At 59.0% G+C, this 25,646-nt stretch carries 19 protein-coding genes and 1 riboswitch; of the genes, 7 read left to right on the top strand and 12 right to left on the bottom strand.

Translation table 11 applies throughout. From position 1 onward, the window contains the following. The first annotated feature begins 9 nt into the window (after window positions 1–9). On the top strand, window positions 10–1,311 hold the full coding sequence (aceA, locus tag OJ965_RS19685) for an isocitrate lyase (protein ID WP_154928669.1): 1,302 nt from the start codon (window positions 10–12) through the stop codon (window positions 1,309–1,311). 61 nt (window positions 1,312–1,372) lie between these two features. Beyond that, on the top strand, window positions 1,373–3,121 hold the full coding sequence (gene aceK, locus OJ965_RS19680; protein WP_154928667.1) for a bifunctional isocitrate dehydrogenase kinase/phosphatase: 1,749 nt from the start codon (window positions 1,373–1,375) through the stop codon (window positions 3,119–3,121). Here aceK and iclR read toward each other — a convergent pair. Continuing rightward, complete coding sequence (gene iclR / locus OJ965_RS19675) at window positions 3,096–3,923, bottom strand: glyoxylate bypass operon transcriptional repressor IclR (protein ID WP_046100998.1); 828 nt, start codon at window positions 3,921–3,923, stop codon at window positions 3,096–3,098. The two genes, aceK and iclR, sit on opposite strands and share 26 nt — an antisense overlap. Window positions 3,924–4,117: 194 nt before the next feature. On the opposite strand from iclR, the gene metH reads away from it, so the two are divergent. Beyond that, window positions 4,118–7,801 carry a methionine synthase gene (gene metH / locus OJ965_RS19670; RefSeq protein WP_265139296.1) on the top strand — a complete coding sequence of 1,228 codons (3,684 nt, stop codon included), beginning with the start codon at window positions 4,118–4,120 and terminating at the stop codon, window positions 7,799–7,801. Between the two features lie 360 nt (window positions 7,802–8,161). On the opposite strand, the gene OJ965_RS19665 is transcribed toward metH, so the two are convergent. From OJ965_RS19665 to pgi, 5 genes are all read right to left on the bottom strand, one after another. Beyond that, window positions 8,162–10,252, bottom strand: coding sequence for a YjbH domain-containing protein (locus tag OJ965_RS19665; RefSeq protein ID WP_265137540.1), 2,091 nt, complete (start codon window positions 10,250–10,252; stop codon window positions 8,162–8,164). Next, window positions 10,252–10,995, bottom strand: a complete 744-nt coding sequence (locus OJ965_RS19660; protein ID WP_111208886.1) for a capsule biosynthesis GfcC family protein — start codon at window positions 10,993–10,995, stop codon at window positions 10,252–10,254. The genes OJ965_RS19665 and OJ965_RS19660 overlap by 1 nt, the downstream gene beginning before the upstream one ends. Then, on the bottom strand, window positions 10,992–11,639 hold the full coding sequence (locus tag OJ965_RS19655; RefSeq protein ID WP_009092635.1) for a YjbF family lipoprotein: 648 nt from the start codon (window positions 11,637–11,639) through the stop codon (window positions 10,992–10,994). Before OJ965_RS19655 ends, OJ965_RS19660 begins: the two co-directional genes overlap by 4 nt. 176 nt (window positions 11,640–11,815) lie before the next feature. After that, a complete protein-coding gene (gene yjbE / locus OJ965_RS19650) occupies window positions 11,816–12,064 on the bottom strand; it encodes an exopolysaccharide production protein YjbE (protein ID WP_009092634.1) in 249 nt (82 codons plus the stop codon). Between the two features lie 565 nt (window positions 12,065–12,629). Next, complete coding sequence (pgi, locus tag OJ965_RS19645; protein ID WP_265137537.1) at window positions 12,630–14,276, bottom strand: glucose-6-phosphate isomerase; 1,647 nt, start codon at window positions 14,274–14,276, stop codon at window positions 12,630–12,632. A gap of 429 nt (window positions 14,277–14,705) precedes the next feature. Then, window positions 14,706–14,896: riboswitch (Lysine riboswitch) on the top strand. A gap of 119 nt (window positions 14,897–15,015) precedes the next feature. Between pgi and lysC the strand changes: the two genes are divergently transcribed. From lysC to panS, 3 genes are all read left to right on the top strand, one after another. Continuing rightward, a complete protein-coding gene (gene lysC / locus OJ965_RS19640; protein WP_167428920.1) occupies window positions 15,016–16,368 on the top strand; it encodes a lysine-sensitive aspartokinase 3 in 1,353 nt (450 codons plus the stop codon). Window positions 16,369–16,610: 242 nt separating this feature from the next. Beyond that, the gene (gene aqpZ, locus OJ965_RS19635) at window positions 16,611–17,303 is read left to right on the top strand and encodes an aquaporin Z (protein ID WP_167428919.1); all 693 of its coding nucleotides are present in this window, start codon (window positions 16,611–16,613) and stop codon (window positions 17,301–17,303) included. A 181-nt stretch (window positions 17,304–17,484) separates the two neighbouring features. Then, window positions 17,485–18,402: a ketopantoate/pantoate/pantothenate transporter PanS gene (gene panS / locus OJ965_RS19630; protein ID WP_265137533.1), complete on the top strand. Its 918-nt coding sequence runs from the start codon at window positions 17,485–17,487 to the stop codon at window positions 18,400–18,402. Window positions 18,403–18,439: 37 nt separating this feature from the next. Here panS and OJ965_RS19625 read toward each other — a convergent pair whose 3' ends face one another. From OJ965_RS19625 to OJ965_RS19600, 6 genes are all read right to left on the bottom strand, one after another. Then, window positions 18,440–20,065, bottom strand: a complete 1,626-nt coding sequence (locus tag OJ965_RS19625; protein ID WP_111208883.1) for a Na/Pi cotransporter family protein — start codon at window positions 20,063–20,065, stop codon at window positions 18,440–18,442. Window positions 20,066–20,173: 108 nt separating this feature from the next. Then, window positions 20,174–21,166, bottom strand: a complete 993-nt coding sequence (locus tag OJ965_RS19620; RefSeq protein WP_265137531.1) for an ABC transporter ATP-binding protein — start codon at window positions 21,164–21,166, stop codon at window positions 20,174–20,176. A 2-nt stretch (window positions 21,167–21,168) separates the two neighbouring features. Then, window positions 21,169–21,954, bottom strand: coding sequence for an ABC transporter permease (locus OJ965_RS19615; RefSeq protein ID WP_111208881.1), 786 nt, complete (start codon window positions 21,952–21,954; stop codon window positions 21,169–21,171). A gap of 10 nt (window positions 21,955–21,964) precedes the next feature. Next, a complete protein-coding gene (locus OJ965_RS19610; protein WP_009092623.1) occupies window positions 21,965–22,810 on the bottom strand; it encodes an ABC transporter permease in 846 nt (281 codons plus the stop codon). Beyond that, the gene (locus tag OJ965_RS19605) at window positions 22,807–23,619 is read right to left on the bottom strand and encodes an alkaline phosphatase family protein (RefSeq protein ID WP_111208879.1); all 813 of its coding nucleotides are present in this window, start codon (window positions 23,617–23,619) and stop codon (window positions 22,807–22,809) included. The genes OJ965_RS19610 and OJ965_RS19605 overlap by 4 nt, the downstream gene beginning before the upstream one ends. Window positions 23,620–23,638: 19 nt before the next feature. Continuing rightward, window positions 23,639–24,700, bottom strand: a complete 1,062-nt coding sequence (locus OJ965_RS19600) for an ABC transporter substrate-binding protein (protein WP_009092621.1) — start codon at window positions 24,698–24,700, stop codon at window positions 23,639–23,641. Window positions 24,701–24,906: 206 nt separating this feature from the next. On the opposite strand from OJ965_RS19600, the gene OJ965_RS19595 reads away from it, so the two are divergent. Continuing rightward, window positions 24,907–25,614 carry a UTRA domain-containing protein gene (locus OJ965_RS19595; protein WP_265137528.1) on the top strand — a complete coding sequence of 236 codons (708 nt, stop codon included), beginning with the start codon at window positions 24,907–24,909 and terminating at the stop codon, window positions 25,612–25,614. Window positions 25,615–25,646 lie beyond the last annotated feature (32 nt).

Genomic DNA, 25,646 nt, shown 5'->3' with positions numbered 1-25,646 from the left:
GCTATTGCCATGACACGCACTCAACAAATCGAGCAACTTGAACAGGATTGGCAGACCGCACGCTGGCAGGGGATTACCCGCCCGTACAGCGCAGCAGAGGTGGTTAATCTGCGCGGCTCATTACAACCCGCCTGTACGCTGGCGGAGCGCGGTGCAGAGAAACTCTGGGCACTGCTGAACGGCAAGGCAAAGAAGGGCTACATCAACAGTCTGGGCGCGCTGAGCGGCGGTCAGGCGCTCCAGCAGGCGAAAGCGGGCATTGAAGCGATCTATCTCTCTGGCTGGCAGGTGGCGGCAGATGCCAACGTTGCCGGGCAGATGTATCCCGACCAGTCGCTCTATCCGGTCAACTCAGTGCCGGAGGTCGTGACGCGCATCAATCAGACCTTTCAGCGTGCCGATCAGATTCAGTGGTCCGCGGGTATCGAAGCGGGTGACAGCCGGTACACCGATTTCTTTCTGCCGATTGTTGCCGATGCGGAAGCGGGTTTTGGCGGCGTGCTGAACGCATTCGAACTGATGAAGGCGATGATTAAGGCGGGTGCCGCGGCGGTTCACTTCGAGGATCAGCTGGCTGCGGTGAAAAAATGCGGCCATATGGGCGGTAAGGTGCTGGTGCCGACCCAGGAGGCGATTCAGAAACTGGTGGCGGCGCGGCTGGCCGCCGATGTGATGGGGGTGCCCACCCTGCTGCTGGCCCGCACCGATGCCGATGCCGCTGACCTGATCACTTCAGACTGCGATGAATATGACCGTCCCTTTATCCGGGGCGACCGGACGGCAGAAGGGTTCTTTCGCACCCATGCGGGGATTGAACAGGCGATCAGTCGCGGTCTGGCCTATGCACCCTATGCTGACATCCTGTGGTGTGAAACCTCGACGCCGGACCTGACGATGGCGCAGCGCTTTGCCGACGCCATCCATGCGCGCTTTCCCGGTAAGCTGCTGGCCTACAACTGTTCGCCGTCGTTCAACTGGAAGAAGAATCTCGACGACAGCACCATCGCGACGTTCCAGCAGTCGCTCAGCGACATGGGTTATCGCTTCCAGTTCATCACGCTGGCAGGCATCCACAGCATGTGGTTCAACATGTTTGATCTGGCCCATGCCTATGCTCAGGGCGAAGGGATGCGTCACTATGTTGAAAAGGTTCAGCAACCTGAGTTTGCGGCGCGCGATCGCGGTTACAGCTTCTCGTCGCATCAGCAGGAGGTGGGCACCGGCTATTTCGATCAGGTCACCACCACCATTCAGGGCGGTAAATCGTCGGTCACGGCGCTGACCGGTTCGACCGAAGAGCATCAGTTCTGACGCGCTTTCCTGACGGATCTCCCGCCCGCATGCTGCGGGCGGGCCTTTGCCGGAGCTGATTATGCCGCCACGTGAATCTTTAATCGCCCTCACGATTCTGCAGGGTTCAGATGCGCAGTATGGCCGCTTTCTGGATATCACCGCCGGGGCGCAGCAGCGGTTTGAACAGGCGGAGTGGCAGGCGGTGCAGCACGCCATGAAGGCTCGCATCCACCTCTACGACCATCATGTCTCTCTGGTTGCTGACCAGCTGCGGGTGCTGAACGGCGCGGCAGACTGGGATCAGGCATTCTGGCTGCGGATCAAGGAACACTATCAGAGCCTGCTTCCCGGCTACCCGCGGCATGAGATTGCCGAAAGCTTTTTTAACTCCGTCTACTGCCGGTTACATGGCCATGCCGATCTGCAGCCGGAGCGCCTGTTTATCTTCAGCTCTCAATCCCAGGCTACGCCGGTCACCCCTTTGCGGCCCCTGTCGCGACGTTATCTGCCGGACAGAGGCTGGCGGGCCGTGGTGGATCAGGCTCTGGCCGATTTACCACTGACCCTGCCGTGGCAGCATCGCGCCCGGGATGTCGGCTGGATTGTCCGTCACCTGACGTCGCACTTTGCCGGTCTGGATCAGGGCTGGCTTGAGGTCAGCAGTGAGCTTTTTTATCGCAACAAAACCGCGTGGCTGGTGGCGCGCCTGCATCTGCCGGAAGGCATCGCTCCCTGTCTGCTGCCGATTCAGCGCACTGACGCCGGCGAACTCTGGATAGACACCTGTCTCACCGATGTGAATGACGCCAGCATTGTCTTTGGGTTCGCCCGCGCCTGTTTTATGGTCTATGCCCCGGTGCCTGCTGCGCTGGTCGCCTGGCTGCAACCGATTCTGCCAGGCAAAACCCTGGCGGAACGGTACAGGGCGATTGGCTGCCAGAAACATGGCAAAACGGAAAGCTACCGTGAATATCTTCAGGCGCTGGCAGAGAGTGATGCGGCCTTTGAGATCGCGCCTGGCGTGCGCGGCATGGTGATGCTGGTTTTCACGCTGCCGGGGTTTGATCGGGTGTTTAAGGTGATTAAGGATCGCTTCGCGCCACAGAAAGAGGTGACGGAAGCGCAGGTGCGCGCCTGTTATCAGCAGGTCAAAGAGCATGATCGCGTGGGACGTATGGCCGATACGCAGGAGTTTGAGCAGTTTGCGCTGCCGCTGGCGCGCTTCTCACCGGCGCTGCTGGCTGAGCTGAACGCCTGTGCGGCAGAAAAAGTGGAGATCCAGGGCGACCGTCTGATTATTCGTCATCTGTGGCTGGAGCGACGGATGCAGCCGCTTAATCTCTATCTGGCGCAGGCCAGCGCGGCAGAGCGGCATCATGCAATCGAGGAGTATGGCAACGCCATCCGGCAGCTGGCGGCCGCCAATATCTTTCCCGGCGATATGCTGTTTAAAAACTTTGGCATCACCCGCCATGGCCGGGTCATTTTTTATGACTACGATGAGATCCGCCCGATGCTCGAACTGAACTTCCGGGAGGTGCCGCGCGCGCGTTATGAGGAAGATGAACTCAGCGCAGAGCCCTGGTACAGCGTCGGACCGGACGATGTGTTTCCGGAGACTTTCCGCTATGCGTTATGCAGCGAAGCCGCGACCGGCGCCTTGCTGCTGCAACTGCATCCGGAACTTTTTGACCCCGGCTGGTGGCGCGCTCAGCAGCAGCGCATCGCTCAGGGCCATGTGGAAGAGGTGATTGCCTGGCGGCAGACACAGCGTTTCAGCGTCTGCTACGCGGCAGAAACCGTTAACGACCGCTGTACGCCAGCGTAACCTGTCGCGCCTCGCGGATGACCAGCGCGCCGAGTTCAGTAATGCGGTCATCCGTCATGCGGGCAATCGGGCCGGAGATGGAGAGCGCCGCAAAGGCGTCGCCATGTTCGTCATAGATGGGGGCGGCGACACAGCGCAGACCCAGCGCATGTTCTTCATCGTCAAAGGAAAAGCCCGCTTTGCGCACCTGCGCCAGATTCTCCTTCAGGCTCTGCGGCGACATGAGCGTCTTCGCAGTGTAGTAGTGCAAGCCCTTCTGATGCAACAGCGCCGTGACCTGCTCATCGCCCAGATGTGCCAGGAACGCTTTGCCGGCACCGGAGGCGTGCATCGGCAGCTTGCCGCCAATCGGCGCAGACATCCGCATCAGCTGCGTACACTGCACCTGATCGATGATCACGGCCTGATGATCGCTGAGATCCAGCACCGCCAGATTGACCGTCTCGCCGGATTGCTCCATCAGCCTGCGCAGCACCGGGTGCACCAGCGCCAGCAGGTTACGGCTTTGCAGAAAACTGCTGCCGACCACAAAGGCGTGTGCGCCGATAGTCCACAGACCCAGGTCGCCCACCTGACGGACAAAACCCTGCTGCTGCATGGTGCTGAGCAGGCGATGGGTGGTGGAGTTTGGCAGGCCCGCCTGCTGGGCCAGTTCGGTCAGCGCCACGCTGCCGTGTGAATCGGCAATCAGCTCCAGCAGGGTCAGGCCGCGCGTCAGCGACTGGACCTGACCGCCCGCTGGTGCGGCGACAGGTGTGCTACGGGGTTTTTTGCCGCGCTTAGCGGGAACCGGCGTTGCCATGGGAAACTCCTCTTTTGCATTGTGGAAATCATTTTCGTTTTAATCGTGACGTTTGCAAACGCTGCTTTTCTGGTCAGACCTCTCAGCCCGCGATCGTTATCCGTCCCGCATAAGGTGACTTTGTCGCCAGTTAAGCTTGTGCCAGAATGAAAAACAGGCTTTTTCGCCAGCAGACTGACGTGAGTGGGGCAACGGTGAGCACGAAAATCGACGCGTTATATCAGCAGCTCGCACAACGCATTATGGTGCTGGACGGTGCCATGGGCACCATGATCCAGCGCTACCGGCTGGAAGAGGCGGATTTTCGCGGCAGCCGCTTCGCCGAGTGGTCCTGCGATCTCAAAGGCAACAACGATCTGCTGGTGCTGAGTCAGCCGGCGGTGATCCGCGAGATCCACGACGCCTATCTGGCCGCAGGCGCTGACATCCTCGAAACCAACACCTTCAATGCCACGTCGATTGCGATGGCAGATTACCGCATGGAAAGCCTCTCGGCAGAAATCAACCGTGAAGCGGCCCGGCTGGCACGATCCTGCGCCGATGCGTGGACGGCGAAAACGCCGGATCGCCCGCGCTTTGTGGCGGGCGTGCTGGGCCCGACTAACCGCACCTGCTCTATCTCGCCCGATGTAAACGATCCCGCCTTCCGCAACGTCACCTTCAGTCAGCTGGTGGACGCATACCGGGAGTCGACCCGCGCGCTGGTGGAGGGCGGTGTTGACCTCATCATGATTGAAACAGTGTTCGACACGCTGAATGCGAAAGCCGCGGTCTATGCGGTGCAGAGCGAGATGGAGGCGCTGGGCGTGACGCTGCCGCTGATGATCTCCGGGACGATTACGGATGCCTCCGGGCGGACGCTCTCCGGCCAGACCACCGAAGCCTTTTATAACGCTCTGCGTCATGCAGAACCCCTCTCTTTTGGCCTGAACTGTGCGCTCGGCCCGGATGAGCTGCGTCAGTATGTGGCGGAGCTGTCGCGCATCGCTGAGGGCTACGTCAGCGCGCACCCCAACGCGGGTCTGCCCAATGCGTTTGGCGAATATGATCTTGATGCGGAAGTGATGGCCCGGCAGATGGGGGAATGGGCCCGTGCCGGCTTCCTGAATATTATTGGCGGCTGCTGTGGCACGACGCCGCAGCATATTGCCGCCATGGCCGCCGCTGTTGAAGGCGTCGCACCGCGGAAGCCACCGGCTATTCCGGTGGCCTGTCGTCTCTCCGGTCTGGAGCCGCTTAACATCAGCGCCGAATCACTGTTTGTGAACGTCGGGGAGCGCACCAACGTCACAGGCTCGGCAAAATTTAAAAGACTGATTAAAGAAGAGAAATATCACGAGGCGCTGGACGTCGCGTTGCAGCAGGTGCAGAGCGGCGCGCAGATTATCGACATCAATATGGACGAAGGGATGCTCGACGCTGAAGCAGCGATGGTGCGTTTTCTGAATCTGATTGCGGGCGAACCCGATATCGCCCGCGTGCCGGTGATGATCGACTCTTCGAAATGGGCAGTGATTGAAAAAGGGTTACAGTGCATTCAGGGCAAAGGGATCGTTAACTCGATTTCGATGAAGGAGGGCGAGGCGGCCTTTATCCATCATGCCCGTCAGGTGCGGCGCTACGGCGCTGCCATGGTGGTGATGGCCTTTGATGAAGTGGGGCAGGCGGATACCCGCGCCCGTAAGATCGCGATCTGCCGCCGGGCTTATCAGATCCTCACACAGGAAGTCGGTTTCCCGCCGGAAGATATCATCTTTGACCCCAATATCTTTGCCGTGGCGACCGGCATAGAGGAGCACAACAACTACGCGATGGACTTTATCGGGGCGTGCGAAGATATCCGGCGTGAACTGCCCCATGCGATGATCTCGGGCGGCGTCTCCAACGTCTCATTTTCTTTTCGCGGCAACGAACCGGTTCGCGAAGCGATCCACGCCGTGTTCCTCTATCACGCTATCCGCAACGGCATGGGGATGGGGATTGTCAACGCTGGCCAGCTGGCTATCTATGACGATCTGCCCGCTGAACTGCGTGATGCCGTCGAAGATGTGATCCTCAACCGGCGCGAAGAGGGCACCGAGCGGCTGCTGGCGCTGGCGGAAACGTACCGTGGCGGCAAAAGTGACGGCGCGCAGGAGAAACAGCTGGCGGAGTGGCGCGGCTGGGCGGTAGCTAAGCGGCTGGAATATTCGCTGGTTAAAGGAATAACGGAGTTTATTGAGCAGGATACCGAAGAGGCGCGCCAGCAGGTGTCCCGCCCGATAGAGGTTATTGAAGGGCCGCTGATGGCGGGCATGAGTGTGGTCGGCGACCTGTTCGGCGAAGGCAAAATGTTTTTGCCGCAGGTGGTGAAATCGGCACGCGTCATGAAACAGGCAGTGGCGTATCTGGAACCCTTTATCGAGGCCAGTAAAGAGGCCGGGCGCAGCAACGGCAAAATCGTGCTGGCCACGGTGAAAGGGGATGTGCATGACATCGGAAAGAATATTGTTGGCGTGGTGCTGCAGTGCAATAACTACGAAATTATCGACCTGGGCGTGATGGTGCCAGGGGAGAAGATCCTGAAAACCGCGCGGGAAGTCGATGCGGATATCATCGGCTTGTCGGGCCTGATCACGCCGTCGCTGGATGAGATGGTTAACATGGCGAAGGAGATGGAGCGTCAGGGCTTTACGCTGCCGCTGCTGATAGGCGGCGCGACTACCTCAAAGGCGCATACCGCCGTCAAAATCGAGCAGCACTACAGCGGTCCGACGGTTTACGTGCAGAACGCTTCACGCACCGTCGGCGTGGTGTCATCGCTGCTCTCCGACACGCTGAAAGCCGATTTTATTGCCCGGACCCGACGGGAGTATGAAACCGTGCGCATCCAGCACGCACGCAAAAAACCGCGCACGCCGCCGGTGTCGCTGCAGGCAGCGCGCGATAACGCCAGCCTGACCGCGTGGGAAAACTACACGCCACCGGTGCCACATCGCCCTGGCGTCAGTCAGGTTGAGGCCAGTATCGACACGCTGCGCCACTATATCGACTGGACGCCGTTCTTTATGACCTGGTCGCTGGCGGGCAAATATCCCCGCATTCTGGACGATGAGGTGGTGGGTGAAGAGGCACAGCGTCTGTTTGCCGATGCCAGTGCGATGCTCGACAGATTAAGTGAGCAGTCGCTGCTGACACCGCGGGGCGTGGTCGGTATTTTCCCGGCTAACCGGGTCGGTGACGATATCCATCTCTATAGCGATGAGCGGCGCGATGAAGTTTTGTGTGTGAGTCATCACTTACGTCAGCAGACAGAGAAAACCGACTTTGCAAACTACTGCCTGGCCGATTTCGTGGCACCCAAATCAGCGGGAAAAGCGGATTATCTTGGCGCTTTCGCGGTGACCGGCGGGCTGGAAGAGGATGCGCTGGCGGCGGCATATGACCTGCAGCATGACGACTACAACAAGATTATGGTGAAGGCGCTGGCGGACCGTCTGGCGGAGGCGTTTGCCGAATATCTGCATGAGCGGGTGCGTAAGGTGATCTGGGGCTTCGCCCCCAATGAAAATCTCAGCAATGACGAGCTGATTCGCGAGCGTTATCAGGGGATACGACCGGCGCCAGGCTATCCGGCCTGCCCGGATCACACCGAAAAAGCGGCCATCTGGACGCTGCTGGGGGTGGAAGAACAGATCGGCATGACGCTCACCGAATCCTATGCCATGTGGCCGGGCGCCGCCGTCGCTGGCTGGTACTTCAGCCATCCTGACAGTCGATATTTCGCCGTGGCGCAGATCCAGCGTGACCAGGTGGAGGATTATGCGGCACGCAAAGGCATGTCGGTCAGCGAAGTGGAACGCTGGCTGGCACCGCATCTTGGCTACGACGAGGAGTAAAAAAGCGGCCGGGAGGCCGCTTCAGACAGCTGGAAATTTAAATCCGGGTGAATCTTACTGCAATGAATGAGCTCAATGCGCAGGGAACCCGGTCAGAAGAGGAAAGCGTCCCGCGCCAGGGACGGCGCGGGCCGAGCGGCCAGGGATTGGCATTAGCGCCTTTCCGATCTGACCGGGTTCCCTGTGCGTGCACCCGCTTACCGCAGAGCAGGCTCAGGGAGCATACGCCTTGCGCAAAGTCGCCTTAACGCCATCCATGGCAGGCTCAGCGCGGGCCATCCCTGGCCCGCTATGCTTTGCTTCAGGCGTATGCTCCCATCGCTTTACGTCCGGCCGCCGTCTGAACGAGGCCGCCTCTGCTTAGTTAAAGCGCGCGTCGCGATCGGACGTCAGATCATACAGCTGGTATTTACGACCCAGCATCTGACCGCCATCGCGCGTCAGCGGCACCCAGTTAACCTGCGCGCGACCGCGTGTTGGCGTCACGGTGAACAGATCCATCGGCACGGAGATATAGAAGCCTTTGGTGAAGTCACCCTCGCCATACTCTTCCGAAGAGACGTTGGTTTTCGTGGCATACACTCCCACCATCACGCCGCTGTCAAAGCGCTTGGACACATCAACCGTCACGCCTTTATCTTTCGCCAGATACTGACCGACGCTGGCTTTCACCAGCACATCCTGCATAAACCACGGACGCCAGTAGCCGGTCAGGTTGCCGGTTGAGGCTTTATAGCGGTTGAACTGCATCATGTTGTCCCAGTCACGCTGCCGGACGTAGTTGGCATCGACGCCCACCGCCCAGTTCGCATCAACCGGACGATAGAGCACCTCGCCGCCCACGCCGCCATACATCGTCTCCAGATAACCGCCGTAGACCTGACCATAGAAGCCGTTACCAAGGTGGCCCATATAGTTGGCCTGCAGATCGTTAACGTAGACGTTATTCTCGACGTAGTCGCGGATGTGGGTACGTACGCGCGGCAGCGATGAGTCGGCCGGTGCGCCGTTATAGTTGAACTTATCGTAGTTGTTGGCGAGGTTGCCGAACAGACTGCCCCCCACCAGCAGGTGGTCGGTCAGCCAGTAATCGACGTTACCCATCACGCCGACCTGATACATGTAGAAACTCTCCGGGCCGCCTACCGACTGATTCAGCACCGGTGACAGGCTGTAATTCAGGCGATCTTTGCGGATAAACATCCCCTGCTCAGTAGTGCCCGGATCGACCGGATCTTTGCGCGTCTGCTGCAGCGGCTGCTCATGGCCCAGCGGATAGCCTTGCAGATCGTTACGCAGGCTGGCGACCTGCGTTTCCGTGGTGACCTGCGGCATATTGAAGCGCGACTCGGTGACATTGATGGTGTCGATGCCGTCCGGCAGATGATTCATGATGATGCGGTTAGCACGATCGACGCCTTCGCGGGTATCGCGATATTTGGTCTGCTCACCGGAGACATAGAGCGTATGCCCCTGTGTCTGAATACGCGGGCCATCGAGACCGGCGTTATATTTCAGGTCGGTAAGCTGATTCCCCACCACGGTCGGCTCTAGCAGACGCGGCTGCGGCTGCGGATTGTAGGCGGGCTTCTCGCTGTCGATGTGCGCCTGGCGCAGATCGTTAAAGTTCGTGCGCAGGGTAACACCAAACATAAAAGTGTTGCCGCGTTCGTAGCTGGCGTTGATATCCGCCCAGTCGGTCACACGGTAAATCGCCCCGACGTTCAGCTTGCTGCGCTGCTCCAGACGGCCAGCAAAGTCATTCTGATAGTCGTTCCCCTCATACTCCATTTTAAGGCGCAGCGGCTGCCAGGGGGTCTGATACTCAATACCGCCAAACAGCGCCGTCGGACCGTGGAACATCTGCGAGCCGTTGATGGAACCCGCTTCGCCGACCCGTGGACGCTGACAGTAGCTGTCGCTGTAGGAACAGAAGGGGTTCTTCACCGTGCCGCTGTTGCCGAGATAGCCCCAGCCGATACCGAACGTAAAGTCGAACGGCCCCCAGGCCTTGGTCGCCACCAGATATTCGCTGTCGAACAGGCCCGTGCCGCCGAGATCGCGGGTGCCGACCGCCACTTCCGGCAGCCAGAATCCTTCCTGCCACAGACGCAGTTTCAGGTCGAAGGCTTTATCTTTATAGCTCTGCGTGCCGCTGAATTCAGAGACCGCACTGTACTGGCGGGTACGCACGTCGGTGTAACGCACGGTCGTCTCCAGCCACGGGAAGAGCTGCAGCGATGCGGAGTAGTAGCGATACTGATCGTTGTCGCGGGCATTGAGGCTGAACTCCCCCTCTCTGGCCATGCGCGCGGTCGGCACCTGCATCAGGCCCACGCCGCCAAAATCAGATTGTGAAGGTCCCACCGGCGCAGGCCAGGTGTCAGCCTGCGCCTGACAGGCTGCCGCCACGGAAACAGCCAGCAGGCTGAAGAGATAACGTTTTTTCATCAGTCTGGTATCCGGTGAGTCAGTACGGAGAGGAGGCGATCGTTGAGATCTTCATAGGCGCCTGGCAGGCTCCACGATGAAAAGCCGAGCCAGATAATGCTGCCTGGCTCCACTTCCACATGGCGATGATTCCAGTACGCTACCGGCACCTGCTGCGTGGCACCCGACGGGGCAATCACCGTAACAAAATTGCGTTCTGCCCCGGAAAGTAACGAATGCTCCGCAAGATAGTCACGTACGGATTTTCCCGGTTGCCAGCTCACTTTGCCTGCCCCACTCAGCGCGCCGAGCAGCAGCACGGAATCGGACGGGGTTTGCAGCCAGAGGTCATAGCTGCCTTCCAGACGACGGTTGTCTGCCGGATGCAGACGGATCCAGTCCGGGTCGAGCGAGGTAAACTGGCGGCCTGTTACCCTGATCGCACTCAGCTGGCGGATCACCTCATCAATGGCCGCCGCCCGGTCGCCACTGCTGTCGGCACGCCACGCGCGCAGCTCGCCCAGCGTCTGCTGATAGTGCTGCTGTGCCACGGCGCTGGCACCGCGCTCGGCAATAAAAGTACGACGCCAGTCCGTGTTCGCCTGCAGCGGAGGAAGCGTCACCAGCTGGGCGAGATCGGCAATCTGGCTCAGTTCAGCCTGACCGCCATTATGCGGTGCGTGGACAATCACCTGCGCCGTCGCCTGCGCGCCTGCGCTGCTGAGCAGGCTCAGCCCGGCCAGCAAAAATGTTATTTTTTTCATGATTTCGCCGGCTTCAGAATAGTGGTGTCTACAGGGAAGGCATCTGCCGCCAGCATCTGATGGGCCTGCACCACATCGCCGCTGCTGTTATCGATCCAGAAGGTGTTTTCCCACGTGCGGTTACTGCTGTCGATGCTCACCTGCTCATGCCAGACGCGGCAGGGAATGCGGTTGCCCGCGAGGGTCAGGACTTCATCGGTGCCGCGCGCAAAGGTGGAACGCACGGTCGCGCCGCGAACCTTGCCCTGTTCGGTCCACTGCACGATGCGGGTCCAGCCTGCGCCATTGCTGAGGTGAAGGGGGGCAGCCAGCGGGTCCTGCTGCAGATTGCTGACGCTCAGCAGGTTATCCGGTAAGCCCAGGGTTTTTACCAGGCGCCCATGCTGTGTGACCAGCATCGCCTGATCCTGAGTCACCCATTTCTGCTGACCATTCTCGTTGTAGCCCAGCACCACGAAAATACGCGGTCCCTCATTCAGCCGGGCATAGAGACTGGCGTAGGGCAGATTGTTGACCTGTTGATCGGTTACGGTGACGTCGTCAGGACCGTTAACCGCGAGCAGCAGGGTCTGTTCAAGACCTTTTTGCGTTTGTGTACAGGCCTGCAGCAGCAGGCAAGCGAGCAGCAGAGGAAGTTGGCGCACTGTGTGTCCCTGATAAGTCATGCCAAAGTAAAAATAACCACACAGACGTGTGGTTATGTTTAAAGGTGCTCTGCCCGTTACGTCTGGCGGCAAAACGGCGGACTGTGTGGCGTCGCTGAAACGTCAGCGTTGCCCGTGAGTCACCGGTCAGCAATCAGACGCGTTTCGGGTTTCCATCAACGAGTTGTGCTCGTCGTGGTTGTGGTTGTTGTACCGGTATTTGCACCGTCACCACCGCCAGAAGCGGCGATCCCGATCCCGACCAGCGCGCCCAGCGCACCGATACCGACAGCGGTCGACGTGCCGGACGAGATTGCTCCCGCCTGCGCGCCAGCTGCGGAACCCGCTTCTTCCGGCGCGGCAAAGGCGCTGGATGAGGCGGCAACGAGGATCAGGGCTGCACCGGCAACCATAGTTTTTTTCATAACAACGTTTCCTGCATTGAGTGAATGAAGGATCTCCGCCTGACGACCCTGGCTATACAGACAAGCTATGACCAGAGCGACAGGCAGTCCCATTGCGGGCGCGTTCATTATAGGGCAACAAAATATCAGAGTTCAGCGCTATAAAAACCAGGGCTGCGGGGGAGGTGATGGCGTGATTTAATCAGTCGGATTGGAGATAACCGCCTTTTATATCGGAGTATTTCGGCCTGATGCCAGATATTTCGCTGCGGGTTAAAGAATTGCAAAGCGTAATGTTCTCTTTTATTAATATCTGGTACGGAATAAGAATAATCAGAATTTACTCAGGATTGCTAAAATTAAATAGGATTATGAATCAAGGGTTAACCCAGGGTAACGACACTTTTCAGGTCCATTTTATACTGGGTATTGGCGGGTATGATCCGGCAATGTTCAGAATTGTCTTAGGTGACTTTCGGAATTTTCCCGCGCCAGTGACGGTCTGTGTATCCATAAAGCGCCAGACAGGGCGTAAACAGAGACAAAAAAAGGCGGCAAATGTGCCGCCTGATTAATTTAAAGCCGATTAACGCCAGGACTTATAGCGATTAATTAAGGCATTAGTGGAACTGTCATGACTGGTAATCTGTTCATCATTTTCCAGTTCCGGCAGAATGCGGTTCGCCAGTTGCTTCCCTAATTCCACACCCCACTGATCGAAGGTGAAGATATTCAGGATGGCACCCTGAGTGAAGATTTTATGTTCATACAGGGCAATCAGCGCACCCAGGCTGAATGGGGTAATCTCACGCAGCAGGATAGAGTTGGTCGGGCGGTTACCTTCAAAGACTTTGAACGGCACGATATGGGCCACGGACTCTGCAGATTTACCGGCATCCGTAAACTCTTTCTCCACCACGTCGCGTGACTTACCAAAGGCCAGCGCTTCGGTCTGCGCAAAGAAGTTGGAAAGCAGCTTCGGATGGTGGTTGGCGAGGGCATTATGGCTGATGGCGGGTGCAATAAAGTCGCACGGCACCAGCTTGGTTCCCTGATGGATCAGCTGATAGAACGCATGCTGACCGTTGGTGCCCGGTTCGCCCCAGATAATAGGACCGGTCTGGTAGTCCACCGGGTGACCGTCGCGATCCACATACTTGCCGTTTGACTCCATATTTCCCTGCTGGAAATAGGCCGCAAAGCGGTGCATGTACTGGTCGTAAGGCAGGATCGCTTCGGTTTCGGCACCAAAGAAGTTGTTGTACCAGATACCAATCAGCGCCAGCAGCACCGGCAGGTTCTGTTCAGCAGGCGTCGAGGCGAAGTGCTGATCCATAGCGTGCGCGCCGCTCAGCAGCTGCTCGAAGTTATCGAAACCGATAGAGAGAATGATCGACAGGCCGATGGCAGACCAGAGCGAATAGCGACCGCCTACCCAGTCCCAGAATTCAAACATGTTGTTGGTGTCGATGCCAAACTCGCCCACCGCTTTGGCGTTGGTGGAGAGCGCCGCAAAGTGTTTCGCCACGTGCTGCTGATCGCCAGCCGTTTTCAGGAACCAGTCACGCGCACTGTGGGCGTTGGTCATGGTTTCCTGCGTGGTAAAGGTCTTCGATGCGACCAGGAACAGGGTGGTTTCCGGGCTGAGATCTTTCAGCGTTTCGGCGATGTGGGTGCCGTCAACGTTAGAAACAAAGTGCATGTTCAGGTGGTTTTTATACGGGCGCAGCGCCTCAGTCACCATGAACGGGCCGAGGTCGGAGCCGCCGATACCGATGTTTACCACGTCCGTAATCGCTTTACCGGTATAGCCTTTCCACTCGCCGCTGATGATACGCTCGGAGAAGCCTTTCATCTTATCCAGCACCGCGTTCACTTCCGGCATCACATCTTTGCCATCCACCAGAATCGGGGTGTTGCTGCGGTTACGCAGCGCGACGTGCAGCACCGCACGATCTTCGGTCCGGTTAATCTTCTCACCCGAGAACATAGACTTAATGGCACCGCTGAGATCGGTCTCTCTCGCCAGAGCCTGTAACTTATCGAGGGTTTCCTGGGTGATGCGGTTTTTGGAGAAATCCACCAGCATCTGATCATCAAAGGTGGCAGAGAATTTGGCAAAACGATCGGCATCCTCAGCAAACAGATCGGCAATTTCCACCGATTTCATCTGCTCAAAATGCTGTTGCAGCGCTTTCCAGGCTGCGGTTTGTGTCGGATTGATATTTTTCATGGCAACACTCTTGTTGATAAAAAGAACCGTCATCCCATCGGGTCACATCGACCCCGTTTAGCGTTTCAGTATGACCACAGTTGTAACTGAAAGGAAAAATTTTGTCAGCGCGCTCCGGGCAGGGGAGCGGAAAGCCCGCATCCTGTCGCCAGCATTCACTGGCGCGAACAGCCGGAGAGGGCAGTGACAACGTCCGACCGAGTGTGACGCGAAAGGCCATACAAAACGTTGTGCCGAATCAGGAATGAATGCAACGACTGAACCCATTAAGCTTCGCAGAAAAAAGGGCGCGTCGGACTGAACCCACCCAGCACTCTAGACGCTGTGGCGCAGGCAGATTTGTTTTCTGATGCGGCGCGCCAGCCATGCTGACATTGACAGCAGGGCCAGAAAAGGCTAAATGTATGCGCCTACTTGCGCACCTGTGCGCAAGCCAGAAGAGGCGCGTCGCCCAGGCAGTGTGTTGGAGGAACCGTATCCGGCGAAAACACATGATGGGGAGCGACGCCGAGGTGGGTCAGCACGCGGTGTGTTGCCTGTCGGCTACAGGGGCTGAATCCTCTGGGTTGTCACCAGAAACGTGCAGTCGACGTTTCGCAAGGTGGGGCGCTTCTGGGTGACTCGTCTACCCGATCTGGTCTGCCCGTTTCTGCTCTTTCCTTGTGCCTGGCTGAAAGAATGTTTCCCGACCCCTTTCTCAATGGCGGGAACAAGATAACCTGACACGAGGTTCTACTACATGTCTCAAACACTGATTGTGGCAAAATTTGGCGGCACCAGCGTCGCTGATTTTGAAGCGATGAATCGCAGCGCTGATGTGGTGCTGCAGGATGCCAGCACCCGTCTGGTGGTGCTTTCCGCCTCGGCGGGCATCACCAATCTGCTGGTTTCGCTGGCTGAAGGCCAGCCCGCTGCCCAGCGTGCCGTTCTGCTTGATGATATCCGCCGTATCCAGTATGCCATTGTGGATCGTCTGCAGCGTCCGGATGTGATCCGCGATGAAATCGATCGGATGATCGACAATATCAGTATGCTCTCCGAAGCCGCTTCGCTGGCCACCTCAAGTGCCCTGACCGATGAACTGGTCAGTCACGGCGAGCTCATGTCCTCCCTGCTGTTTGTTGAAATTCTGCGTGAACGCCAGGTCAATGCGGAGTGGTTTGACGTTCGCAAAGTGCTGCGCACCGACGATCGCTTTGGCCGGGCTGTACCGGACGTCGACGTGCTGGCAACGCAGGCGACGGAGCAGCTGCAGCCGCGCATCGCGCAGGCGCTGGTTGTGACCCAGGGCTTCATCGGCAGTGAAAGTGAAGGGCGCACCACCACGTTAGGCCGTGGCGGCAGTGATTACACCGCAGCGCTGCTCGGCGAAGCCCTTCACGCGGCGCGCGTGGATATCTGGACCGATGTGCCGGGTATCTACACCACCGATCCGCGCGTGGTGCCGACCGCGAAGCGTATTGATGAAATCACCTTTGAAGAAGCCGCTGAAATGGCGACGTTTGGCGCGAAAGTCCTGCATCCGGCCACGCTGCTGCCCGCCGTACGCCGCGGTATCCCGGTCTTTGTCGGCTCCAGCAAGGATCCGGCCGCGGGAGGAACCCGCGTCTGCAACGAAACCCGCAACCCGCCGCTGTTCCGGGCGCTGGCGTTGCGCCGTAAGCAGACGCTGTTAACGCTGCACAGCCTGAACATGCTGCATACGTTTGGTTTCCTCGCCGAACTGTTCAACATTCTGGCGCGCCACAACGTCTCGGTCGATCTGATCACCACCTCGGAAGTGAGCGTGGCGCTGACGCTCGACACCACCGGCTCCACCTCTACCAGTGCCAGCCTGCTGACCCAGGCGCTGCTGACGGAACTCTCGTCGCTCTGCCGGGTAGAAGTAGAAGAAGATCTGGCGCTGGTGGCGATTATCGGCAACCAGCTCTCTAAAGCCTGCGGCGTTGGCAAAGAGGTGTTTGGTGTGCTCGACCCGTTCAACCTGCGCATGATTTGCTACGGTGCCAGCAGCTACAACCTCTGCTTCCTGGTGCCGGGCAACGATGCAGAAAGCGTGGTGCGTACGCTGCACCGCAATCTGTTCGAGTAAGCCTCTCTGTTTTCTCAGGCCGCCTCAGCGCGGCCTGAGAAAGCGTCCGGCCGGGTCACCCTGGCCGGTTTTCCCCCGCGTTACCTCATCCCGGATAAATCCCCTTTTTACAAAGGGTTATTATTCCCTGTTGCCAAATGGCAACCATTTTATCCCGCCATTTCATGCACTTGCGTTGCGATCCGTCTGCGCAGTTTTATAATCCCGCCGCAAAATCCATTCACCCAATCACAGGAAATATCATGAAAAGGTTAATCGCAGAAGCGCTGGGCACCTTTGTGCTGGTGGCGGGCGGTTGCGGGAGTGCCGTGCTGTCTGCCGCGTTTCCGCAGCTGGGCATTGGCTTTCTGGGCGTGGCGCTGGCGTTCGGGTTGAGCGTGCTGGTCATGGCCTATGCGGTCGGACACATTTCAGGCGGTCATTTTAACCCGGCGGTCACCCTGGGCCTGGTAGCAGGCGGACGTTTTCCCGCGGCGCAGGCTATCCCTTACATCCTCGCGCAGCTGGCGGGTGGCATTGCGGCTGGCGCGGTGCTCTGGCTGATCGCCAGCGGCAGAGGCGAGTTCAGTGCCGCCGCCAGCGGCTTCGCGGCGAACGGCTACGGCGCGCATTCGCCGGGCGGCTTCAGCCTGCAGGCGGGCATGATCAGCGAAGTCGTGATGACCGCCATCTTCCTGATCGTCATCATGGGGGCGACCAGCGAACGCGCACCGAAAGGCTTTGCGCCGATCGCGATTGGCCTGGCGTTAACCCTGATTCATCTGGTGACGATTCCGGTGACCAACACCTCGGTCAACCCGGCTCGCAGCACGGCAGTGGCCCTGTTCCAGGGGGACTGGGCACTCTCACAACTGTGGATGTTCTGGCTGATGCCGGTTATCGGTGGTGTGGTGGGTGGTGTGATCTACCGCAGTTTAGAGGATAAAGCAGCGTAATTTCGTCGATTTGCAGCGGATCGGCAGCAGTCGATCCGCATTTTCCCGCCCCGCCGCATCTTCGCCTTACGTCGTGATAACGAAATGTTATGATCCCGCCCGCGTCAGCAGTCGTTCCTGTATGGCGTGCTTCAGGGGCAACTCTGCATAAAACACAACACTCTTATAAGGAAGTCTGGCCATGCTCGCCACTTTAACCCGCCTGTTCCCGCTCTGGGCCGTGCTGTTATCTGTCGCCGCGTATTACTCACCCGGAACGTTTCTTGGCATCGGGCCGTGGGTCACGTATCTGCTGATGCTGATCATGTTTGGCATGGGCGTGACGCTCAATATTGACGATTTTAAACGCGTGCTGACCCGCCCCGCACCCGTGATTGCCGGTACCTTTCTGCACTATCTGGTGATGCCGTTAGCCGCCTGGACGCTGGCAAAACTGTTCCATATGCCGCCCGATCTCGCCGCGGGGATGATTCTGGTCGGCAGCGTCGCCAGCGGCACTGCCAGCAACGTGATGATCTATCTGGCGAAGGGGGATGTAGCGCTGTCGGTCACGATCTCCTCCGTCTCGGCGCTGGTGGGCGTATTCGCCACGCCGCTGCTGACCCGCTTTTATGTGGACACCCATATTCAGGTGGATGTGGTGGGGATGCTGCTGAGCATCGTGAAAATCGTGGTGATCCCGATCAGCCTCGGGCTGATCATTCATCACAGCATGAACAGCGTGGTTCGCCGGGTCGAGCCCTGGCTGCCTGCGTTTTCAATGATCTGTATTCTGCTGATCATCAGCGCAGTTGTGGCGGGCAGTCAGAGCTTTATCGGATCGGTGGGCCTGATGGTGATCGCCGCTGTGATCCTGCATAACGCCATTGGTCTGCTGGGCGGTTACTGGGGAGGCAAGCTGTTTGGCTTTGATGAGTCAACCTGCCGCACGCTGGCGCTGGAGGTCGGGATGCAGAACTCCGGTCTGGCGGCGACGCTGGGCAAGCTCTACTTCTCGCCGCTGGCGGCCCTGCCGGGCGCGCTGTTCTCGGTGTGGCACAACCTGTCAGGTTCACTGCTGGCGGGCTACTGGTCCGGAAAGCCGATCAAGAAGCCGTAACACCGATGGCGCGCAGAGGTTTCCCTCCTCTGCGCGCTTATTCATAATCACGCTCATCGTCGGGCTGCTCCAGCACGGTATAGGCGACGCTGCAGAACAGTGAGTTGAGACGCTTCATGTCACCGAGCAAACCGAGGTGCAGCGAACTGGTCTCAATACTCTGCACGTTCTGCTGATGCAGGCGGTCAACGTGCGCGTGCGAGTAGCGGCGAATCATCAGACGGAAACGATGTTTCGCGCGGCGCAGCCGTTTGGCACTGGTGACATCGTGCGACAGAAACACCGACAGACTCATTCTGAGATTGCTAATCAGCAGCTCCTGCAGGCCTTCCAGCTCTTTCAGTCCCTCGGCTGAGAAGGCGCGGCCCGCCGCCAGCGACTTATCCGCCACATCGCCGCTCATCCGTTCAATGATGTCGCCGGCCTGCTCCAGATTGAGCGACATCTCAATGATTTCCCCCCAGCGTCGCGAATCCTCTTCCGGCAGATCCTCTTTCGGCATCCGCGCCAGATAGAGTTTGATGGCGGTGTAGAGCACATCGACATCATCATCCAGCCGCCGCACCGTGCGCTCCTCGCGCGATTCCCCATGCATCACCTTATTAAACGCCTCCAGCATCTGCTCCAGCACGTCGCCCATGCGCAGCGCCTCGCGGGCGGCATTCACCAGGGCGAGCGCCGGGGTATCCAGCGCGCTGCGGTCCAGATGCTTCGGTTTCAGCTGCAGAGTGGTGTCCACATCGTCGGCGATGAGACGACGGCAGAGGCGCGCCATCAGGTCAGCAAAGGGCACCATCGCCACGCAGCGAACCAGGTTGTAGAAGACGTGGAAGAAGATCACCAGCTCCTCATCGTTCACCGGCAGCTTATCCAGCCATGTCGCCACGATATCGACAAAGGGCAGGATCACCACGCAGCCGATCAGCTTAAACAGCAGGCTGCCGAGCGCCACACGCTTGCCCGCCGCATTGGAGCCGCTGGCGTTGATCAGGGCCAGCAGGCCGCTGCCCAGGTTGGCACCAATCACCAGACAGAGCGCCACCTTAAAAGAGATCACCCCGGTGGCGGTCAGCGTGGCGGTGATCAGCACCGCAGCCAGGCTGGAGTAACTGATAATGGCGAAGACCGCGCCCAGCAGGGCATCGAGCATCACATCGCCGGTCAGGCTGGAGAAGAGCACCTGGACCCCGGCGGCCTGGGTAATCGGGCGGGCGGCTTCAACAATCAGCTGCAGTGCCAGCAGGATCAGACCCAGTCCGATGCTGGCCCGGCCTAGCTGTCCGGCTCGGGTCTGCTTACGGCTGAGAAAGAAGACCACGCCAAAAAAGATAAACAGCGGCGAGAGCCAGGAGAGATCAAACGTCAGGATACGCGCCATGATCGCGGTGCCGACATCCGCCCCCAGAATCACTACCAGCGCGGGGGTCAGGCTGACCAGGTTCTGCGCCACAAAGGAGGTGACCAGCAGGGTGGTGGCATTGCTGCTCTGCACCAGCGTGGTCACACCAATGCCCGCCAGAAAGGCCATCGGTTTCTTTTCTATGCTGCGGCTGAGGACGCGGCGCAGATCGGCGCCGTAAACCCGCATGATGCCGGTGCGGACGATATGCGTGCCCCAGACCAGCAGGGCCACAGCGGAGAGTAAATTAAGCAGAGTTAACACGGGGGGTTGATCCTCCAGAGTCAGGCTTAAAGCACAGACTGCCAGCCTGACGGAGAGAGCAATCTGTGAAAAGGGATTGCCGTGCTTTGCCTGATTTTTTCCTGTGTTTTAAGCCACCTGGCGCAAAGTCGACATCGCTAATTGTAGACCAATCTGACTGCCAGCGGGATGCAAATCCGCCGCCGATCGGTTAAGCACATCCACCGAAAGTTCCACATCCTGCGCCCGGATACGGTAGCGGATGACGTTGCCCAGCAGGCTGTGGCTGAGGATGACCGCAGGAATGCCCTGGCCCTGCGCCGTGAACTGCATCGATTCCGGACGAATCGCTACCTGGCTGTGAAAAGGCTGGCCGGTCAGCCGCGTCGCCTGCTCAGCGCTGAGCAGGTTGTAGTTACCGATAAACCCGGCGGCGAAGAGGTCAGCCGGCTGGGTGTAGAGCGCTTCGGCATCGCCGTTCTGCACGATTTTACCCCGGTTCATCAGCACAATACGATCGGAGAGCGTCAGCGCCTCCTCCTGATCGTGGGTGACGAAAAGGGTCGTGAGGTTCAGCTCGCGCTGGATGCGGCGGATTTGATCGCGCAGATGGCGACGGATTCGCGCATCCAGCGCCGACAGTGGCTCATCCAGCAGCAGCAGATGCGGACGCGTCACCAGCGAACGCGCCAGAGCCACGCGCTGACACTGCCCGCCCGACAGCTGATGCGGATAACGGCGCGCATAGTCGCTGAGTTCCACCAGCTCCAGCACCTCCGGCACCCGCTGGCGGATCTCTGCGTCGGGCAGCTTCTGCATCTTCAGGCCAAACGCGACGTTTTTCTCTACCGTCATGTTGGGAAAGAGTGCGTAGCTCTGGAACACCATACCGATGGCGCGCTTCTGCGGCGCCAGCGGCACAATATCCTGACCCGCCAGCCGGATTTCGCCGCTGTCGACGCCGGTTAAACCGGCCAGACAGCGCAGCAGCGTCGATTTACCGCAGCCGCTGGGGCCGAGCAGGGTAACAAACTCACCTTCTGCCGCGCTGAAATCGATCTCCTCGAAAATGGGGGTGGGTCCATAGCGTTTATTCAGCGATCTGACCTCAAGATAACTCATACTCAGCCTCGTTCGGGATTCAGGGCGTTAGCCAGCCAGGTGACCAGCAGCACCACAAAGAAATAGGAGATCACCAGCGCGCTGGTGAAGTGACCGCTGCCGTTGCGCATGTTGTAGAGATAGACCTGCAGGGTTTCATAGCGGTTGCCGACCAGCAGGTTAGCAAAGACAAATTCGCCAATCAGAAAGGAGAAGGAGAGCAGAACCGCAATCAGCATCCCTTTGCGCAGGTTGGGCAGCACCACCCAGAGTGCCGCCTGCCAGGTGCTGGCACCCAGCAGCTGCGCGGCGTCGATCAGCTCTTTCAGGTTGATGGCCTGCATATTGTTCGCCAGCGCCCGATAGATAAAGGGCAGCGCGATGGTGAAATAACAGCCAATCAGTATCCACGGTGTGCCGGTCAGCATCAGCGGGGAGGAAGAGTAGAGCTGCAGCAAACCCACTGATGAGACCACCGGCGGTACGGCAAAGGGCATCAGGATCAGAATGTTCATCACCGCATCCAGCCGTGGATAGTAGTAAGCGATTACAAACATGGCAGGCAGCACCAGCAGCAGCGAGAAGAGCAGCGCACCAAAGCAAATCAGCAGGGAATGGCCCAGTGCCGTCAGAAAACGCGGGTCACTCCAGAGCTGGATGAACCACTTCAGGCTATAGCCCTGCGGCAGAATGGTATTACTCCAGTCAGAGGCGATCGCGTAGAGCAGCGTGGCCGCCAGCGGCAGGGCCAGCAGGAGAAAAAGTACCCCCACCATTATCCGGTGATACAGGCGCTCAGCAGATGACATGACGGCTCCTTCAGGGCTGTTTCGCGTTGAGATAGCTGCGGCGCACCAGATACTGCTGCACCAGGGTGATCAGCGCCATAATCGCCACCAGCAGCATCGCCAGCGCGCTGCCGGTGTTGGGGTCCAGCGAGATATCCCCGGAGACCAGCGCGGCGATGCGCACCGGCACCACGTTAAAGTTTCCGGTAGTCAGGGCATAAATGGTGGCGTACGCCCCCAGCGCGTTCGCCAGCAGAATGACAAAGGTGCCAAGCAGCGCCGGAAACAGAATCGGCAGGGCGATGTGCCACCCGTAGTGCCAGCGGCTGGCCCCCAGCAGAGCCGCTGACTCCTGCCACTCTTTCTTCAGTCCGTCGAACGCCGGGTAGAGCAGCAGCACGCCCAGCGGGATCTGGAACCAGGTGTAGACCAGCACCATGCCGTTGCGCGAAAAGAGCCGGAAGCTCTCAATCAGCCCGTAGTGACGCAGCAGCAGCGTCAGACAGCCGTTCAGCCCCAGCAGGATCACAAAGGCGAAGGCGAGCGGGACACCGGCAAAATTGCTGGTCATGTTGGTAAAGGAGAGCAGGAAACGCTGCAGTCGCCCGCCGCCGAGCTGATGCAGGGAGTAGCCGGTAACCAGCGCAATCACTAATCCATAGACGCTTGACCAGAGCGAAATATCGAGCGAAAAACGAAACGCCTGCTGATAAAAGGGCGAGGTCAGGATGTCGTGATAGTTATCCCAGCCCCACTGGCTGTTCATCTCACTCCAGAAGCTGTTGATGGCGATCCACAGCAGCGGTGCCAGCTGAAAGGCGACCCAGAACAGGGCAAACGGCAGCAGCAGCAGCAGGGCAAAGCCTTTTCTTCTCATCTCTGTGGCTCCGCCAGCAGCCCGCGGCAGACCGGTTTGTCATGCGGCACCTCAAGCAGTTCGCACAGGGTGCCGCACAGATCGGTCTGCTGCGGTGCCAGATCAGGCTGCAGCGAGAAGGCCCGGCCAAAGACAAACAGCGGCACCGTGGTCTCCTCAGGCAGAATGCCGCCATGGGAGCGATCGTCATTCATACCGTGATCGGCGGTCACCATCACCTGATAGCCCTCGGCCAGCCACAGCGGCATCCACAGCGACAGCAGGCCGTCGGCGATGCGCGCCCGGTTGCGGTACTGCGGTGAGGAGAGTCCCGATTTATGACCGGCGTCGTCGATGTTCATCGGGTGGATCAGCAGGAAGTCGGGATCGTGACGCAGCCGCAGGCTCTCTGCGTCTTCAAACAGATGCGAATCGGGATAGCTGTCGTCAGAGTAAAAATGACCATACTGAATCGGCAGTTCCGGCGCGTCCGTATGACGATCGCGCGCCGGAACAAACGGGGTGCGGTTATAAAGTTCACTCACCCAGTGGTAGGCCGCCGCCGCGGTGGTCAGGCCCGCCGCACGGGCAAAGTGAAAGATGCTGCGCTCGCGACTTAACCGGCTGACGCCATTGTGAATAATGCCGCTTCTGACCGGCGGGACGCCGGTCAGGATGCACTCATAAAGCGGCCGCGACAGCGAGGGCAGTTCACAGGTCAGACGGTAGTAAAAGCCGTTGCCCTGCGAACATTCGGCATGCAGATAACCCATTGCATGTTGTGCGACCTGATTGCTCAGCCCATCCAGCACCACCAGGATAGTCTTCATTTCCTCTCCCCGCCGCAGGTTACTGCTGCATGTTGATGATGACGTTTTCCTGCCACAGGCGCGGCAGCATTTTTGACGATTTATCCCAGGCGGCCTGATCTTTAACCGGACGGGCATTTTTATACTCTGACTGCGGCAGCAGGCGAGCCTGAACATCCGCAGGCAGCGTCAGATGCTCGGCACGAATCGGACGGGCATAGCCCTTCGCCAGGTTAATCTGACCCTGGTCTGAGAAGATATATTCGCGCGTCAGTTTTGCCGCGGCAGGATGTTTCGCATATTTGTTGATGAGGGTGGTGTAACCGGAAGTCACAGAACCGTCAGAGGGGATCACCACTTCGTAGCGGCTTTTATCAATCTGGTCACGGTAGTTAAGGGCGTTAAAGTCCCACACCACCGCCATCTGCACTTCCCCTTTTTCGATGTTGGCGATCACCGGATCGGTCACGCCAAGACGCCCCTGTTTTGCCAGGTCAGCAAAGAATGCCAGCGCCGGTTTCAGGTTCTTCTCGTCGCCGCCTAATGCGTAGTTTGCCGCCAGTACACCGTTGGCTGCCTGAGCTGCCACGCCGACATCACCGATAGTAACCACATACTTACCTTTTTTCAGATCGGCCCAGCTGTGGGGGATATCTTTAACCTGCTGCTTGTCGATCAGGAAAGCGATGGTGCCGGTATAGGCCAGCGCCCAGTGACCCTCTTTATCTTTGGCCCAGGCCGGGATCTGATCCCAGTGGGTCGGTTTATACGGTTGCGTCAGCCCTTTCGCCACGGCGATGGGGCCAAAGGCCGCGCCGACGTCGCCGATGTCAGCGCTGGCGTTATCTTTCTCCGCATCAAATTTCGCCAGCTCCTGCGCCGATGACATATCGGTGTCGCTGTGCTTAAGGCCATATTTGCTGTTGAGATCGCTCCAGGTCTCCTTCCAGTTGGCCCAGCTGTCCGGCATCCCGACGCTGTTGACCTGGCCTTCACTGCGCGCCGCTTTTTCCAGCGCGGCGAGGTCGTTATCGGCGGCCTGCGCGACGGGCAGGGTAAGCACTACAGCACTGGCTACTACAGAGGCGATAAACGCTTTCATCTCAGTTGCTCCGGGTGTAAGTTGAGGGGCCTGACTGGTCTAGTCCAGCAAGAACCGAGCCAATGTAGCCCCTGTATATGAACGATTTATGACAGAACCGCGCGATACGGGGGAAGAAAGGCAGCAGACCCGGGTCATCCGCCCGTCACAGGCGCGTTAACCTGAACAGTTATAGTGCGGAGTCGCACCAGAATGAGGCTACTGTTGTGGAGTCAATCGCACTCAAAACGGCGGAGGCGATCGCCAGTGCACTGCTGAGCCGTATCCGGGATGGCGAGTTTCAGAGCGGGCGGTTGCCGGCGGAACGCGCCCTGAGCGAGGCTTTCAGCACCACGCGGATCACGCTGCGTGAAGCGCTGGGCAAGCTGGAAGCGCAGGGGATGATCTACCGTGAGCTGCGTCGGGGCTGGTTTATCGCGCCGCCGCGGCTGGTCTACAACCCGCTGCACCACAGCCACTTTCATGCGATGGCGACGGAGCAGGGGCGGCGGGCGACGACGGAGGTTATTGCGGCTGGCGAGGTAGCCGCGCAGGACGCCGTGGCGACAGCACTGGGTCTGGCCTCCGGCTCGGTGGTCTACTGCATCCGCCGTCTGCGGCGCATTGATGGGCGCGCGGTACTCTATGTGGAACACTACCTGAATCCGCACTTTTTCCCTGGCCTGCTGGAGGAAGATCTGACGCGCTCCCTGACCGACCTCTATGACCAGCGCTACGGTATTCGTTACGGTGGCGCACGCTTTACCATTCTGCCCGGCCCGCTGCCGGACGTTGCCGCACCTGCGCTGAATGTGGCGACCGGCAGCCCCGGCCTGCTGATCACCCGCATCAACCGCAATCAGCAAAAAGCGGTGATCGACTGCGACTGTGAATACTGGCGCTATGATGCACTCTGTGTGGATGTCGAAGCCTGAGGAGTTATTGTGATTTACATCACACTCGCGCA

This window comes from Pantoea anthophila (assembly GCF_026104315.1).
GTDB classification, from domain to species: domain Bacteria; phylum Pseudomonadota; class Gammaproteobacteria; order Enterobacterales; family Enterobacteriaceae; genus Pantoea; species Pantoea anthophila.
The sequence above is the reverse complement of the archived record's forward strand: the minus strand, read 5'-3'. Positions and strand labels throughout refer to the sequence as shown.